The sequence below is a fragment of the Vibrio sp. V12_P9A6T4 genome (assembly GCF_963874835.1).
Lineage (GTDB): Bacteria > Pseudomonadota > Gammaproteobacteria > Enterobacterales > Vibrionaceae > Vibrio > Vibrio anguillarum.
Window position 1 is genome coordinate 16874 of record NZ_CAWNJO010000031.1, and the last position, 14789, is coordinate 31662.

Sequence of the window (14789 nt, forward strand, 5' to 3'; positions counted from 1 at the left end):
AACTATAATTAATAGAACAATGGAAAGCACCATGGCTAAAACAGTCGGTATTACTGAACAAGAATTGTATGCACCAGTCATCTGGAGTGACTGCAGCGCCGAATATGAAGATATTCACTATCACAAATCGCAAGATGGCATTGCCAAAATTACGATTGCCCGCCCTCAGGTGCGTAATGCCTTTCGCCCACAAACGGTTAAAGAGATGATCAGTGCGCTGGCCGATGCGCGTTATGATGAGCAAGTTGGCGTGATCATTCTAACTGGTCTTGGTGAAGCGGCATTTTGCTCTGGTGGCGATCAAAAAATTCGTGGCGACTACGGCGGCTATCGTGATGAGTCCGGTACGCATCATCTCAATGTGCTCGATTTCCAACGCCAAATTCGTACCTGTCCGAAACCTGTAATTGCGGCGGTTGCTGGTTGGGCTGTCGGTGGTGGCCATGTGCTGCATATGATGTGCGATTTAACTATAGCGGCAGAAAATGCCCAGTTTGGTCAAACAGGGCCCAAGGTGGGTTCATTCGATGGTGGATGGGGTGCGTCTTACATGGCTCGTATCGTTGGGCAGAAAAAAGCGCGTGAAATTTGGTTCCTTTGCCGTTTTTATGATGCTCAAGAAGCGTTGGACATGGGGCTGGTCAACACGGTTGTGCCAGTAGCTGATTTAGAAAAAGAGACGGTTCGCTGGTGTCGTGAAGTATTGCAGCATAGCCCTATGGCGCTGCGCTGTTTGAAAGCAGCGCTCAACGCAGATTGTGACGGCCAAGCAGGTTTGCAAGAACTGGCGGGTAACGCAACCATGATGTTCTATATGACAGAAGAGGGGCAAGAAGGGCGCAATGCCTTCAATGAAAAACGCCGCCCTGATTTCAATAAATTCCCTCGTAATCCTTAAGCGTAAAATCGGCTCAAATCATCCAATTTTCCGTGATGATTTGGGCTAGTGGTCTCAATGAACAAAGTCGAATATCGAACAAAAGGTTGAAATTATGCGCAGAGCAACACTGTATCGCTACTGTTTACCGATGGATAGCGGCGTTATTCTCCGCAATCAGAAGCTGGTAGAACGTGAAGGTCTGATTATTGAATTACAAGATGATCACGGTTCAGCGTTGGGTGAAGTTGCCCCATTACCCGGTTTCAGTTTAGAGTCACTTGAGCAAGCACAGCAGCAGTTAATCGCGCAGCTTCAGCTTTGGGTTAGTGGTGAGCTTATTACCTATGATGATCTTTTTCCTTCTGTTGCCTTTGGTTTGTCGATGGCGGAGTTAGAGCTGAATGGTGGGTTGCCTCAAGCCGGACACTATCACGCAGCACCTTTGTGCTCGGGAGACCCTGATGAACTGATCCCGCTTCTGAACGCGCTACCGGGCGATCATAGAGTTGCGAAGATTAAAGTTGGGCTGTACGAAGCGATTCGCGATGGGATGATCGTAAATCTGTTTTTAGAATCCATGCCTGATTTGCAATTGCGTCTTGATGCTAACCAAGCTTGGACACCCTCTAAAGCTGAAAAATTTGCCCAATATGTCTCTCCTTCGCTGCGTCAACGCATTGCGTTTTTGGAAGAGCCGTGTCCATCTCCCAGTGACAGCTTGGCTTTTGCTATCAATACGGGCATTGCGATTGCGTGGGATGAAACCTTACAGCAAGCCGTTCGCCGTGCAGATTTTCAGCTAGAAGATCTGACGGGAGCGAAAGCCATTGTGATTAAACCGACCTTGATTGGGTCGGTACAGCGCTGTATCGCTTTGATTGAAAAAGCTAAAACATTAGGCATTCAAGCCGTTATTAGCTCTAGCATCGAATCGAGCTTAGGGCTTTGCCAATTAGCTCGTTTTGCGCAGTGGCAACTGCCTAATGAAATTCCGGGGCTAGATACGATTAGTTTGTTTAAAGCACAACTCGAAAGCGCATGGCCCAGCAGCGCATTGCCGATACAAACGCTCGCGCAGCAAACGGTGGTTTGGCAATCTCAATGCGAGTAGGCGTTTCCTTTTGCCAAAAGCCGTGGCAACAACATGCTTTGTATACGCCGCACGCGATCGCATTGCGTACGGCGAATCAAACCTACACTTGGCAGCAGTTAACGAACCGTATTGACGCTTATGCTTTTGCAATGCAGCAACAAGGTTTGCAGAACCAAGATGTGCTTACGTTAGTGGGTAAGAACAGCCTTGAGTTAGTGTTAATCTACCTTGCGTCGTTAAAACTTGGCGTGATCTGCGCCATCACCATGCCACAACCTGTGATGCTGCTGAAACAGAAACTCAGTACCTTATACGGAGAGAATCAACCACATTGGTTATGGTTAGGTGAAGGAGCTAAGCTTGAGGAGAGTGAGCTAGCTTCATTGCTCGCTGACGCTAACATCCGGCTTTTTACTCATGAACATATTACTAACGAACATGTTTCGCCGCCTACGAACGCTATGGTAAACAAGGCTGAGACACAGTTTGCCTCAATCATCTTTACTTCTGGCTCTACTGGGGTTCCTAAAGCCGTTATTCATACTTTTCAGCAGCATTGGTCGTCAGCCAGTGGTTTACTTGAGGTATTTTCATTTCGTTGCCATGATACGTGGCTGCTGAGTTTACCGATGTATCATGTGTCTGGGTTAGCCATTATTTATCGCTGGCTAGTCGCTGGTGCTTGCTTAAAAGTCGGCAGCGGCGATCTCACCCAAGATATAATTCATGTCACGCATGCTTCATTGGTTGCTACTCAACTGAAGCGTTTATTAGACAGTAAAACACCACTCGCATTAACGCACGTGCTGCTTGGCGGAGGCCATATCCCAAACTATCTCGCCCAGCAGGCGGCAAAGCATGGCATTGAAACTTGGGTGGGTTATGGCATGACGGAAGCGGCTTCCACTGTCACAGCAAAACGTGTTAACGCAAGCCAGAGTGTTGGCCACGTGCTACCTAAACGGCAAGTGAAACTACAAGGCCAGCGCATTTTCATTGGCGGTGAAACCATATCCAGTGGCTATTACCAACAAGGCTTAATCACGCTTCTTATCGATGAACAAGGATGGTTCGACAGCCAAGATCTTGGCCATTGGCAGAATGATGAGCTGTGCATTATTGGCCGCGTTGATAACCAATTTATCTCTGGAGGCGAAAACATTCATTGTGAAGAGATTGAAGCGGTATTATCTCACCACCCCGACATTGCTTTAGCGATGGTGATCCCTGTGCATGATGATGAGTTTGGCGCGCGCAGCGTGGCTGTGCTGCAATGCCAAGCGATGCCTGAAAAAGCGGCGTTAGAGCAGTGGCTCAATGGCAAGCTTGAAAGATTCAAATATCCTCTCGATTATTTTTTAATACCAAATCACTTGAGCGAAACGGGTATTAAAATATCGCGCAAGACCTTAAAAACATGGCTCACCGAACATCAGCTGCGTTATCGACCACTCAATGAGCGATCACCATTTGATGGTCTGGTGCTGCCAATCCACAAAACAGACGGGCTTATCTAACATTTCCTTTTGCTGTAGTTGATAAAGTTGCTTAGCCACAAACTCCGGTTCAAAGAGCTTATCGCTAGCCACATTATGCTGAAATGGTTTAGAAAGCGGGGTGTCGGTGGTTCCCGGATGAAACAGAATAGTTTGTGTGTTGGGATGAGTGCGAGCTAGCTCTATCGCAAAACTTTTCGTCGCCATATTTAGCGCCGCTTTACTCATCCGATAGCTGTACCAGCCGCCACTGTGGTTATCCTCTAAGCTACCTATCCGCGCGCTAAAAACCGTAATTTTTGCAAAAGATTGACGATCAATAAGTGATGGTAAATATTGAAACCAACGCACTTGGCTCAAAACGTTACATTGTAAAAGCCATTGAAAGTAAGACTCGTCAAACCTTGAGATACGCTTTTCCGGTGTATAGGTGCCGTTGTGTAGTTGCCCATTAAAAAACACAATTTGATCGAACTTATGCCCGATGTCGGCCAATGTTTTGGCAATCAAGGCCGTTGATTCGATACTGTAGTCGGTTGGAAAATGTTCGCTTGAGGATTGGGCGAGATATTTTTGTCTTGAGACGGTAACGATTTCTGGCGCTAAAGTCTGCGCTTTGAGCTCCCTTATAAAAGCTTGGGCGATGATGCTTGAGGCGCCAATAATGAGGTATTTCATTGTTATCACTCTCTGTTTTTACAAACGCCATTACGGCATTGAGCATGACTAAACCAGCGAGATATCGACATGCGATGTTTTGCAAAAAGGAGATAAATTTGGTCGCTAATCCATTTTAGGATGGGCAAGCGCGTGATGAATAACCAGCGATGTTTGTTGACTAAACGCCAAGCTAGAACGGTCACATCCAGCCCATAAAGCAGATTGCCTTGTTGATCTAAGCCATGCAGTATCGATAACGCCTTGCTTTTGTCGATAGAAGGAAAGCTACGCATAGCATCGCCGTCATTGATGTCGATAAGCTGAACCCGACCATGGTGATCGAAGGTTTTTAATGAACGCATTTCATTGCAGCATAAAGGACACTGCGCATCGAAAAAAATCACTAAAGATGGGGTACTCATATGTATGTCATCAGCCTAACAGCCCGTTAATAACATATTTGTACGTTCACTCTTCAGTATAAGATCAAGCTAGTGTTTGGTTTGCACTCAATCCCAATCTAACGCCAATCCCCCCTGAGTTCTGCGACTTTTTGTTGCATCACTTGTGTTGTTGCCTCTTTGGGGGGGACGGGCTCGCCAGCTTCAATTTCTATATGTGACCAAAAACGAGTCGGTAGCCCACAGCAGGCGCGCCCTTTGGCACGGCTAAAATAGCTTCCCCACAACCCCTTCAATGCCATGGGGATGACAGGCACAGAGCTGCGTTTTAAAATAATATCCATCCCGCGCATGAAATCGCTGATTTCGCCATCCGCGGTTAACCGTCCCTCTGGGAAAATGCAGACGATATGCCCCTCTGCCAATGCTTGTTCTACATCGTTAAAGGCTTGGCGGATAGAACCGCGACGCGTTGCGGAAATAGGTATCACGCCTGCACGTTTCAAAAAGCGACGAAGTGGCGGCAAATTGGCGTAATCCTCTTCCATCACAAAACGAATTAAGCGAGGACAAACCGCGCTCAGCAACAGTGCATCCATATAGCTAACATGATTGCACACCAGCAGTGCTCCGCCCTTTTCAGGTAAGTGATGAAGATTTTTGTGGCTGACTCGATACATGGTATGCGTGAGCATCCACATTAGAAATCGCACCAAAAAGACCGGGACTTGGTAGCATAAATAGAGTGCAACAAAGCCATTAAGCAAAGCTAATATAATGAAGAACTGAGGGATCGTAAGCTCAAGAAAGCTCAAACAGACAATCCCTAATAGTGCGCTCGCCACCATAAACAGTGAGTTGTAGATATTCAAAGCGGCAATGACTTGTGCGCGTTGAGTGACTTTAGCACGCTGCTGCATTAGCGCATATAAAGGCACAATGAAGATGCCACCGCAGACGCCAATCAACAATAGGAAAAGAAACATCGGCCATAGTGATTGGTAGCTGATAAATTGATAAAAATCAGTAAATTGAGGTAATTTTTCTGGCACGGAGGTTGCCATTAAATAGCCAAATAATGTAATGCCAAAACTGCCGATAGGCACGATGCCGATCTCTATTCTATGATGCGATAATTTGTCACAGGTCAATGAGCCAGTGGCAATGCCAACAGAAAACAGTGCTAGCAAAAAAGAAACGGCGCTCTCTGTGCCATATAAATAGTGATGCGTGAAATTTGGAAATTGAGTTAAGTAGGCAGCACCTAAAAACCAGAACCAACTGATCGCCATTACGCATTGGAAAATAGTACGGTCTTGTTTGGCAATCGCAATGGTCTGCTTGGTTTGCTTAATCGGCTGCCAGCGAAAAACGAGATCGGGTGCGCAAGCAGGGGCTTGAGGAATATGACGGCTGGCTAAATAGCCTAACAACGCAAATACTACCACTGCGCCAGCGGCCACGTATTTAGTGTAGGGCATCGAGGCAATGAGCCCAGCCCCCAATGTGCCTAATAAAATCGCTAAAAATGTGCCTGTTTCCACTAACGCATTACCCGGAACCAATTCATTTGGCTTGAGTTGTTGCGGCAATAAAGCGTATTTGACTGGGCCAAAAAAGGCCGATTGTGTCCCCATCAAAAACAGTAATAACAGTAAAATGGCGTAACTCTCGGTCATAAAACCGATCGCGCCAAGACACATGATGCCAATTTCAGCCAATTTCACTTTACGAATGAAAGCGGATTTTTCGTACTTGTCAGCAAGCACACCAGCAGAGGCAGAAAAAAGGAAAAAAGGAAGAATGAATAGCCCTGCGGCAAGGTTAATAAATAAATTACTGGAAACCGGTAACACGTTCGCTCCAGCAAACGCGACCAATAGCAGCAAGACATTTTTAAAGATGTTATCGTTAAATGCGCCAAAAAACTGGGTGATGAAATACGGAAGAAATCGTTGCTGAGTCAGCAATGAAGATTGAGATTGACTCATTGATGGTCCTTATCACGCCCAGTGATTAAGATAGTTTGAAAGTAGGTTTTCAATCAGCTCTTTCCCATCGATGGGTTCGGCGGCGAAAAATTTATCATCTACGCTTAATAAGGTAATACCATGTACGCCAGACCACAGGACTCGGCTTGCTTGCAGCACTTCTTGTTGCGAATGTTGTGGGCCAAGGATGGTCAATAAACCTTCAAGCATGGCGGTCATGTTGTCGATGCGCTCTGCTTGCCACTGGGGAAGTAGTTCGCCATTCATATTATGTTCAAAAATAAGTTGCCAGCGATTGGGGTGCAACTGAGCAAAATCGTGGTAGCAATAGGCCAATTTATACAACGCTTCTTTTGGATCGCTACACTTACCCACCACTTTTTTCGCTTGCGAAGAGAGTTCATCCAAGGTTTGAGCTACCACATGCAACAATAAAAGATTGTAACTGCCGAAGACATTGACCAAAGTGCTAGGTACGTAGCCAATCATGGTTGCGATTTTACGCAGGCTGAGCTCGTGATAAGTGTGATTTTGAAGAAAATGCTTCGCGGTCTTGAGTGTCAATGCAATCAGTTCTTCTCGGGTGTGATCGTTTCGTCTGGCCATGGTTACGTATCAATTATGAACAACGTTCGATATTCTAGTGGGGTGGTGTATAAGCGTCAACTTATGGACGGTTAATTTGCAATATTCTGATACATGTCTGCGAGAAGCAACGGTTTTCTTGTCTATCCGAAGTGGTTATGATGAGTAAGCCTCAATAATTATAACCCTAAGGAAAAACATGAAACGTTTTTTTTCCCTTGTAGCACTGCTGATGGTTGCTGTTGCGATCACACCGATAGCAGAAGCAAAGAAATTTGGCGGTGGTAAATCGTTTGGTAAAAGCTATAAAACGGCTCCAGCACCCAAACAGCAGACTCAAAAAAATGACACCATTAAGCAAGATCAAGCAGGTAAAGCTGGTTCGACCAAAAAAGGTCTGATGGGCGGATTACTGGGTGGTTTACTCGCTGGTGGTCTACTGGCGGCTTTCTTTGGCGGCGCGTTTGAGGGTATCCAATTTATGGATATTCTGATCTTCGGCCTGATTGCTTTTGTGCTCTTTAAACTGATGCGCGGTATGCTTGGTGCGAAGCAGGGTAGCATGAATCGGCAGCAGCCTGCGTTTGGTGGTGTGAATAACCGGACGGAGTTTGAGCAGCCAAACGTGCACAATTTTGAACAACAGCCTCAAGCTGCGGGTGGTTTTGGAGCGAATGCACACAGTGATATTCCACATAACTATCCAGCCGGTTTTGACAAGGCAGCTTTCATTAATGGTGCGCGTGAGCACTACCGTATTTTGCAAGGTGCTTGGAACCATAACCAACTTGAAACTGTTGAAGAATATGTATCGGCGAGCTTGTTTGAAGATTTAAAACAAGAGCGCGCAAAGCTAAACGGTGAACAGCACACAGATGTGATGTACGTAGACGCTGAAGTCGTTCGCGCCGATTACGATGCAAGTAAAGCGCAGTTGAGTTTGCAGTTTACTGGCCGCTACCGCGATTCCGTGGAAGGCATTGAAGAAGATATTAATGATGTGTGGCATTTAGAGCGTGATTTAACCGTACCTAATGCACCTTGGTTGATTGTCGGCATTCAAGGCTAAGACTTTTCACGATGGATCCAAAACGCCCAAGTTTGTCTTGGGCGTTTTGCTAGGTCACTAAGCTAATTTAGCCGTTGTTTCAAAGGCTTCTAATTTTGAAAGATAAGGTGTTAAATCACCAATATTGCTTTTCACCCAATCGGCACAGTAATAGGTATCTAAATAACGTTCGCCGCTGTCGCATAACAGCGTCACGATGGAGCCTGTTTCACCTCGTTGTTTCATCTCACTGGCAATTTGCAAAACCCCATAAAGATTGGTTCCGGTAGAAGGGCCTGCTTTGCGGCCGAGTAGTTTTTCCAACCAATAGATCGTAGCGACACTGGCGGCATCCGCAACGGTACGCATTTCATCGACTACGCCGGGAATAAAACTTGGTTCAACTCGTGGACGACCAATTCCTTCAATTTTGCTACCACACTGCAAGGTTAAGCTTGGGTCTCGGCTTTTGAAATAATCATGAAATACCGAGTTTTCAGGGTCGACGACGCACAGTTTGGTATTGTGTTTTTGGTAGCGAATAAAGCGGCCTATAGTTGCTGAGGTTCCGCCTGTGCCCGGGCTCATTACAATCCATGTCGGAACGGAGTGATCTTCCATTTGCATTTGGTTAAAAATACTGTCGGCAATATTGCTATTACCACGCCAGTCGGTCGCACGTTCAGCATAAGTGAACTGGTCCATATAATGACCATTCAGTTCTTTGGCTAAGCGGTGTGATTCGGCATAAATTTGATCAGAGCGATCGACTAAATGCGCTTGGCCGCCATAAAGCTCAATCTGCTCAATTTTTTTTCGTGCAGTACATTTGGGCATTACAGCAATAAAAGGCAAGCCTAGTAAACGGGCAAAATAAGCTTCTGATACCGCAGTACTGCCCGATGAAGATTCAATGATAGTCGTTTCAGGGCCAACCCAGCCGTTACAGATGGCATACAGAAAAAGAGAACGGGCTAGGCGGTGTTTGAGTGAACCCGTAGGATGCGTACTTTCATCTTTGAGATAAATATCGACCCCAGCGACACAAGGCAAATCGAGCTTGATCAGATGAGTATCGGCCGAACGTTGGTAGTCCGCTTCTATTTTTCTAATTGCGTTGTTAATCCATTGATGATCGGTGCACATGGTTCTCTCTCCATCGTTATTGTGAGGGTAATTTACCCTTAATTGGAGAGAAAAGCTTTGCTATGTTGCCTGTCATTTTGTAGTTTTGGAGAAAATTATTCTCTTATTCTGGGGGAGCTATGGAGCTTGATAGAATTGATCGCATGATCCTCTCATTACTGCAACAAGACAGCACTTTGTCGCTAAATGATTTGGCTGAAGCGGTGAACTTAACCACCACACCTTGCTGGAAGCGGTTGAAAAAGCTTGAAGAATCTGGCGTGATTGCGCAGCGAGTTGCCCTGCTTGACCCAGAAAAATTAGATTTGAGTTTTACCGCGTTTGTGTTGATTAAGACCAGCGATCACTCTCACGAATGGTATAGCCATTTTGTCGTGACTGTGTCTGAGTACCCTGAGGTGATGGAGTTCTATCGTATGGCGGGTGAGTACGATTACATGATGAAAGTGTTGGTCAAAGACATGAAGTGTTTTGACCAGTTTTATAAAAAACTGGTCAATGGCGTGAAAGGGATTAATAACGTGACTTCAACCTTTGCAATGGAGTCATTGAAGTACACTACCCAATTGCCTCTGGCATAGCCTGCTCGTCCGAGTCTTTTTATTTGGTGAAGCGCATCACACCTTCTTGCACTGCTGTTGCGACTAAATCTCCTTGGCGGTTGTAAATCTCGCCACGCACTAAACCACGGGTATTGCTGGCCGTAGGGCTTTCTATTGCGTAGAGCAACCATTCATCCATTTTGAATGGGCGGTGGAACCAAATCGAATGATCAATCGTCGCGACTTGAAAGTTAGGTGTCATCAAAGAGACTTTATGAGGATGCAACGCTGTAACTAAAAACCCCCAATCAGACGCGTAACCGAGCAAATATTGATGGATGAGTTGGTTGTTTGGCAACTCACCATTAGCGCGTATCCACAGGTACTGTTTTGGCTCCGCTTTTTGTGGTTTGAGCGGGTTAATTACGGTCACTGGACGCATCTCAATCGCTTTTTCGCCACAAAAAACCTTTTTTATTTTTTCAGGTAATAAGTGTGCAATCTGGGCTGCCAGTTCAGATTCAGAGGCAAAATTTTCAGGACCAGGGATGTCAGGCATGGTGTTTTGATGTTCAAAACCGGGCGCTTCACCGTGATAAGAAGCAGTGAGATAGAAAATCGGCCGACCATTCTGAATGGCTTTGACTCGTCTGGTACTGAAACTGCGTCCGTCCCTTAAATTCTCAACATCATAAATGATTGGTTTTTCAGGATCCCCGGGGTAAAGAAAATAGCTATGAAATGAGTGAACAGTGCGGTCGGAATCAACCGTATAGCGAGCCGCCGAGAGTGCTTGGCCAATCACTTGCCCACCATACACTTGTGGCAGACCTAAGTTCTCGCTCTCACCTCGGTATAAACCTTCTTCTAGCTTTTCCAGTTGCAGCAAATCCAATAGTTCATTTAATGGTTTACTCATAGACCCTCACCGAGATTCTTAATGTAATTATTATCATTGTTGACTAAGTCAATATCTTGTTAATACCAAATGGACGACCATGACAGCAGATAAAACCGAACCTATAATCATCACCTATCTAACACCATAACTGAGGTTTTATCCTTATGAAAAAGGCACTGTTGCTGATTATGTCGTCTGTTTTGGGTCTAATGCTTGTGGGTTGCCAGTCAGCGCAAAAACCAACCTCTTCCGAGAGCAATATTCAATCTATCATGGGTACGGTTTCGTACCGTGAGCGTATTGCACTGCCGGATAAGGCGCTTGTCACTATCACTTTGCAAGATGTTTCATTGGCTGATGCACCCGCTAAAGTGATCGCAAAACACCGCTTTGAAACTAACGGAATGCAAGTGCCGCTTCAGTTTGACTTGGCATTCGACAACCGAAAAATTGATGCTCGCCACCGTTACAGCGTCAGTGCTCGCATCGAAGTAGATGGAAAACTGCGCTTCATTACGGATACCAATTACACCGTGATTACTGATGAGAATAACACTAAACGGGTTGATTTGCGTTTGGTTGGTGTTAAACAGTAAAAACAGAAGCAATAAAATAGACGCAATACTATAAAAACAGTAAAACAAGAAATAGTAAAACAGCCCTTTCCCGAGCTAGATAAGCGGGAAAGGCGCTTGACCGAAAGGGGCTTAGGGGCGCCACTGGTATAATCGAAGTTTTATTTTGCCATGCTCGTTCACTTCGACGCCTTCGGCGATCAATTTTTGTCGTTGACGTAATAAATCCTCTCCTTTTAGCGAAATCTCTCCTTTGCTGTTGATCACACGAAACCAAGGTAATCGGCTGTTTTGAGGTAGGTTACCTAATGCTTTTCCAACATGACGTGCGTAGCCGGGGTATCCTGCTAAACGAGCAATTTCCCCATAGGTTGTCACTTTTCCTGCGGGAATTTGATGTATAACTGCAAAAATCTGCGCTAAAAATTGGTTCATGCTGACAATTCGTCCATACTAGCAGTGTCCTAGTTCGATAGTTACCAAGGAACGGTATAAGGAGAGGGCATGCTATTTTCTACCTTTCAATTTCTAATCACAACCGTGTTGGCTGTGGTTTGTGCAAGAGCCATAGGTTTAAGCGAAGGGGACATCCCCGTGCTGGCCATCGTGATCCCTGCGCTGTGGATTTTACCGCAAGGGGGCGTCGCGGGTGTGTTGTTATTGGCTGCAATGACCGCTTATGGTTTCACTTTATCTTATCAGCCAATCGCTCTTTCTGTCAGTGTTTGGGTGTTGCTGCCTTTGTTGACGGTGGCCTTTTCTAAACGCAGTAGCATGGGTGTTATCTTATTGAGCACGTTGATCGTACTGACGTTGCAAGTCGGTATCATCGTTACTCAATCTGCTGGGAAATTAGGCGGTACAGGCTGGCTTACTGTTATTCAGACTCTTTCTGTTATCGTTGTTTGGTGGTCGGTTGCGCACTGGAAGCCATCCAATAAGCACCGTTGGTGGGCGTTAGGGTTACTGCTACCGCTATGGATGGCCGATTTCTCGTATGCGGTGTTAGTTGCGTTAAGCATTACTGGCATTATGGCGTCGATGGAAAGTTTAACCCAATCCAAACCAGTCGCAGTGAATTGGAATGGTTTGTTATGCTGGACACTTCCAACGGTAGGCTTTGCAAGCTTAGTCGTCTCGCCCACAAGTGACGTACCAAACCCAGTATTCGTGGTTTGGATCTGTTTACTGGCTACCGCTTGGATGACTGATTATCTACTCAAGAGCACCGAAGAGAATACCGAATGACCAGAACACAGCTGAATGTAGATTAGAGCATGTTGTGGGTGAAGTTGTGACTTCATTCTTATGCATATATAGAGCATTAGTATATGATGCTCACCTCTCAGTACAATAATATAAACGTCATGGTTCGTGCATTTCGGCTAATAGGTCTTTTATGGCTAGCAACGGCGGCACACAGCGTCATCAGTGCTCCCATAATCAACGCTAAAACATATCGAGTAGCGACAGAAGCGGACGATGTTGTCACGCGTATTTTGTTTGATGCCATTGCTTACCAATTTCGCCTTGAGATTGACTATGTTAATTACCCCAGCTTTGATGCGATCTTGACCGCTATCGAACAAGGGGAGAGCGATTTTGCAGCCAATGTGACTTACACCGAACAGCGTGCTCAACGCTTTGATTTCTCTAGTCCTACCAATATTGAATACACCTATGCATTTAGCCACAGCAACGTACAGTTAACCGATCTGGCGAGGGTCGGGGTTCCCAAAGGAACGATTTATGGTGAGCTGATTGCCGCTTATTTTCCTCATATCATACAGATTGAGTATGATGGTGCTCGGCGTGCCAAAGAACTTTTAAGCATGGCTGAAGTCGATGTTGTCGTAGACGCGATTAATCAATTAAAGCCGATGTTGATGGCAGGGCTCGATGCGCAATTGCTTAATGACCAACTGCCTATTCAGCCAGTTGCCATTGTTACGCCAAAAGGGCACAACACTTTATTACTCAACAAAATTCAAGAATATGTACACTCAGCGTCGGTACAAAAACTGCTTAGAGAATCAGTACAAAAATACCAATTTGATATCCGCAAGCAGGCGTTGCGTCAATCAGTCATTGATAGCGGCTTAAACGTGCAGCGACCGTTAAAAGTAAAATTGGAGAACATCAGCCAATTTGCTCAGTATCAGCACGATGGTAAAGTGAAAGGAATAAACGCGGACATTGTTTTTAAAGCATGTGACATTCTGTTACTCAAATGCGAACTGGCCAGCCAGCCAGACGAAACGTGGGAGAGTATGTATGCCGATTTGGTCAATAAACGCATTGATATCCTAGTACCAGTTACCGTCTCTCAACAACGAAAATCCGACGTTTATTTCAGTGACACGTATTACCAGCCTGAAGCCGTCTTGATCAAACGTGAAAATTACAAAGACAATGTTTACAGCAATGTGTCGGAATTAATTGTTGAGCGCATCGGCGTGATTAAAGAAGATTTCTTTGAAGAGCTGTTAGGAAAAATGCTGCCCAATAAAGTGCTACATGTTTATAAAACTCAAAATGAATTGGTCAAAGCCTTGCTCGGTAAGGAGGTCGATTACATCGTTCTAAACCGTGCTAACTTTAACCAAATATTGCGCGAAGCGGATAACTTATTGCCGTTGGAGGAAGATCTATTTATCGGCAGTTTTTACTCGTCTGAGATTGCAATGGGCTTTCCCAAAAATAGCATGGGCGCTTCGCTGGCTCCTTTATTTACTCGTGCTATTAAGATGATTGATACGCAGAAAATCATCAACACCTATGATTATCAACCGAATTGGCGAGCAACGTTAGCGGCCGAGAAAACTTTTTCACGCCACACTCAATGGCTGTTTACGTTGGTATTTGGCTTCTTGTTAGTGGTCGCTTTCTATCTACACTCACAATCTGTTACCGATAATTTAACCAAGCTGCGTAATCGCCGAGCTTTATATCGCCGTTATTCGAGAGGCTTAAACAGCGATCTAACCTTGATTTATTTAGATGTGAATAACTTTAAGCCGATAAACGATAACTATGGTCATGAAGTGGGGGATGAAGTGTTGAAAGCACTTGCTAGCCGTATCGACTCTATTTGGCGTGGTCGTAGTTACCGAATCGGGGGTGATGAGTTTATCCTGATTGGGCAATATAGTGATGAGGAGCTTGAGCCTGTGTTAATGCAGTTAGAGTCCTTTACCTACAGCGATTCTGCTCGAAATTTAAACATAAAAGTCAATGTGGCGATTGGTGTGTCGAATTACAGAGATCATTTCATGAGCCTGGAAGAAGTATTGCACCAAACTGATATTGCCATGTACCAAAGTAAGCACCACGGTAGCGGCCAACGAGATAATACAAAGCCTCTTCTCAAGATAATCAGAAGTTCAAACAAGAGCTAAAATAGTCCACCTATTTTATTGAGTAGAAGAGAAAATAGAAGATTTGCTCAAATGGTGTTCACTTAAAACAAAA

15 protein-coding genes are annotated in these 14789 nt (G+C 45.2%); 8 read left to right on the forward strand and 7 right to left on the reverse strand.

The features are described 5' to 3' along the window. Nucleotides 1-31 precede the first annotated feature (31 nt). The 3 genes from menB (at nt 32) to menE (ending at nt 3490) form a co-directional block, all read left to right on the forward strand. Entirely contained in the window at nt 32-898 is an 867-nt protein-coding gene (gene menB, locus AACQ42_RS01880; protein WP_026027256.1) for a 1,4-dihydroxy-2-naphthoyl-CoA synthase, read from the forward strand. A 94-nt stretch (nt 899-992) separates the two neighbouring features. After that, nucleotides 993-1991, forward strand: a complete 999-nt coding sequence (gene menC, locus AACQ42_RS01885; protein WP_094151948.1) for an o-succinylbenzoate synthase — start codon at nt 993-995, stop codon at nt 1989-1991. Then, nucleotides 1982-3490, forward strand: coding sequence for an o-succinylbenzoate--CoA ligase (gene menE / locus AACQ42_RS01890; RefSeq protein ID WP_094165981.1), 1509 nt, complete (start codon nt 1982-1984; stop codon nt 3488-3490). The genes menC and menE overlap by 10 nt, the downstream gene beginning before the upstream one ends. On the opposite strand, the gene AACQ42_RS01895 is transcribed toward menE, so the two are convergent. From AACQ42_RS01895 to AACQ42_RS01910, 4 genes are all read right to left on the reverse strand, one after another. Beyond that, nucleotides 3437-4147, reverse strand: coding sequence for an SDR family NAD(P)-dependent oxidoreductase (locus tag AACQ42_RS01895; RefSeq protein ID WP_094128939.1), 711 nt, complete (start codon nt 4145-4147; stop codon nt 3437-3439). The two genes, menE and AACQ42_RS01895, sit on opposite strands and share 54 nt — an antisense overlap. 5 nt (nt 4148-4152) lie before the next feature. Further along, on the reverse strand, nt 4153-4551 hold the full coding sequence (locus AACQ42_RS01900; protein WP_013856435.1) for a thiol-disulfide oxidoreductase DCC family protein: 399 nt from the start codon (nt 4549-4551) through the stop codon (nt 4153-4155). Nucleotides 4552-4649: 98 nt separating this feature from the next. Further along, entirely contained in the window at nt 4650-6521 is a 1872-nt protein-coding gene (locus tag AACQ42_RS01905) for an MFS transporter (protein ID WP_094165982.1), read from the reverse strand. Between the two features lie 12 nt (nt 6522-6533). Beyond that, nucleotides 6534-7127 carry a TetR/AcrR family transcriptional regulator gene (locus tag AACQ42_RS01910; protein ID WP_094165983.1) on the reverse strand — a complete coding sequence of 198 codons (594 nt, stop codon included), beginning with the start codon at nt 7125-7127 and terminating at the stop codon, nt 6534-6536. Between the two features lie 178 nt (nt 7128-7305). On the opposite strand from AACQ42_RS01910, the gene AACQ42_RS01915 reads away from it, so the two are divergent. After that, nucleotides 7306-8175, forward strand: coding sequence for a Tim44 domain-containing protein (locus AACQ42_RS01915; protein WP_094165984.1), 870 nt, complete (start codon nt 7306-7308; stop codon nt 8173-8175). Between the two features lie 57 nt (nt 8176-8232). On the opposite strand, the gene AACQ42_RS01920 is transcribed toward AACQ42_RS01915, so the two are convergent. Beyond that, nucleotides 8233-9300: a PLP-dependent cysteine synthase family protein gene (locus AACQ42_RS01920; protein ID WP_094165985.1), complete on the reverse strand. Its 1068-nt coding sequence runs from the start codon at nt 9298-9300 to the stop codon at nt 8233-8235. A 119-nt stretch (nt 9301-9419) separates the two neighbouring features. Between AACQ42_RS01920 and AACQ42_RS01925 the strand changes: the two genes are divergently transcribed. After that, nucleotides 9420-9881 carry an Lrp/AsnC family transcriptional regulator gene (locus tag AACQ42_RS01925; protein ID WP_010319994.1) on the forward strand — a complete coding sequence of 154 codons (462 nt, stop codon included), beginning with the start codon at nt 9420-9422 and terminating at the stop codon, nt 9879-9881. A 19-nt stretch (nt 9882-9900) separates the two neighbouring features. Here the strand turns inward: AACQ42_RS01925 and tesB are convergent, their stop codons facing one another. Beyond that, nucleotides 9901-10761 (reverse strand): acyl-CoA thioesterase II, encoded by an 861-nt coding sequence (gene tesB / locus AACQ42_RS01930; RefSeq protein ID WP_013856442.1) that lies wholly within the window; start codon nt 10759-10761, stop codon nt 9901-9903. Between the two features lie 146 nt (nt 10762-10907). Between tesB and AACQ42_RS01935 the strand changes: the two genes are divergently transcribed. Continuing rightward, on the forward strand, nt 10908-11339 hold the full coding sequence (locus tag AACQ42_RS01935) for a YbaY family lipoprotein (protein WP_094165986.1): 432 nt from the start codon (nt 10908-10910) through the stop codon (nt 11337-11339). Nucleotides 11340-11450: 111 nt separating this feature from the next. Here the strand turns inward: AACQ42_RS01935 and AACQ42_RS01940 are convergent, their stop codons facing one another. Continuing rightward, complete coding sequence (locus tag AACQ42_RS01940) at nt 11451-11753, reverse strand: MGMT family protein (RefSeq protein WP_013856444.1); 303 nt, start codon at nt 11751-11753, stop codon at nt 11451-11453. 69 nt (nt 11754-11822) lie between these two features. On the opposite strand from AACQ42_RS01940, the gene AACQ42_RS01945 reads away from it, so the two are divergent. Together AACQ42_RS01945 and AACQ42_RS01950 are read left to right on the forward strand one after the other, a co-directional pair. After that, nucleotides 11823-12566, forward strand: a complete 744-nt coding sequence (locus AACQ42_RS01945) for a hypothetical protein (RefSeq protein WP_094165987.1) — start codon at nt 11823-11825, stop codon at nt 12564-12566. Nucleotides 12567-12649: 83 nt separating this feature from the next. Further along, on the forward strand, nt 12650-14716 hold the full coding sequence (locus AACQ42_RS01950) for a GGDEF domain-containing protein (RefSeq protein ID WP_094165988.1): 2067 nt from the start codon (nt 12650-12652) through the stop codon (nt 14714-14716). The last annotated feature ends 73 nt before the right edge of the window (nt 14717-14789 follow it).

What these genes read in the sequence shown, in the direction of transcription:
- AACQ42_RS01915 (WP_094165984.1), top strand. Translation starts at nt 7,306, where the DNA reads ATGAAACGTTTTTTTTCCCTTGTAGCACTGCTGATGGTTGCTGTTGCG.
- menC (WP_094151948.1), top strand. Translation starts at nt 993, where the DNA reads ATGCGCAGAGCAACACTGTATCGCTACTGTTTACCGATGGATAGCGGC.
- AACQ42_RS01900 (WP_013856435.1), bottom strand. Translation starts at nt 4,551, where the DNA reads ATGAGTACCCCATCTTTAGTGATTTTTTTCGATGCGCAGTGTCCTTTA.
- AACQ42_RS01925 (WP_010319994.1), top strand. Translation starts at nt 9,420, where the DNA reads ATGGAGCTTGATAGAATTGATCGCATGATCCTCTCATTACTGCAACAA.
- AACQ42_RS01905 (WP_094165982.1), bottom strand. Translation starts at nt 6,521, where the DNA reads ATGAGTCAATCTCAATCTTCATTGCTGACTCAGCAACGATTTCTTCCG.
- menB (WP_026027256.1), top strand. Translation starts at nt 32, where the DNA reads ATGGCTAAAACAGTCGGTATTACTGAACAAGAATTGTATGCACCAGTC.
- AACQ42_RS01895 (WP_094128939.1), bottom strand. Translation starts at nt 4,147, where the DNA reads ATGAAATACCTCATTATTGGCGCCTCAAGCATCATCGCCCAAGCTTTT.
- AACQ42_RS01920 (WP_094165985.1), bottom strand. Translation starts at nt 9,300, where the DNA reads ATGTGCACCGATCATCAATGGATTAACAACGCAATTAGAAAAATAGAA.
- AACQ42_RS01940 (WP_013856444.1), bottom strand. Translation starts at nt 11,753, where the DNA reads ATGAACCAATTTTTAGCGCAGATTTTTGCAGTTATACATCAAATTCCC.
- AACQ42_RS01945 (WP_094165987.1), top strand. Translation starts at nt 11,823, where the DNA reads ATGCTATTTTCTACCTTTCAATTTCTAATCACAACCGTGTTGGCTGTG.
- AACQ42_RS01910 (WP_094165983.1), bottom strand. Translation starts at nt 7,127, where the DNA reads ATGGCCAGACGAAACGATCACACCCGAGAAGAACTGATTGCATTGACA.
- AACQ42_RS01935 (WP_094165986.1), top strand. Translation starts at nt 10,908, where the DNA reads ATGAAAAAGGCACTGTTGCTGATTATGTCGTCTGTTTTGGGTCTAATG.
- tesB (WP_013856442.1), bottom strand. Translation starts at nt 10,761, where the DNA reads ATGAGTAAACCATTAAATGAACTATTGGATTTGCTGCAACTGGAAAAG.
- AACQ42_RS01950 (WP_094165988.1), top strand. Translation starts at nt 12,650, where the DNA reads ATGATGCTCACCTCTCAGTACAATAATATAAACGTCATGGTTCGTGCA.
- menE (WP_094165981.1), top strand. Translation starts at nt 1,982, where the DNA reads ATGCGAGTAGGCGTTTCCTTTTGCCAAAAGCCGTGGCAACAACATGCT.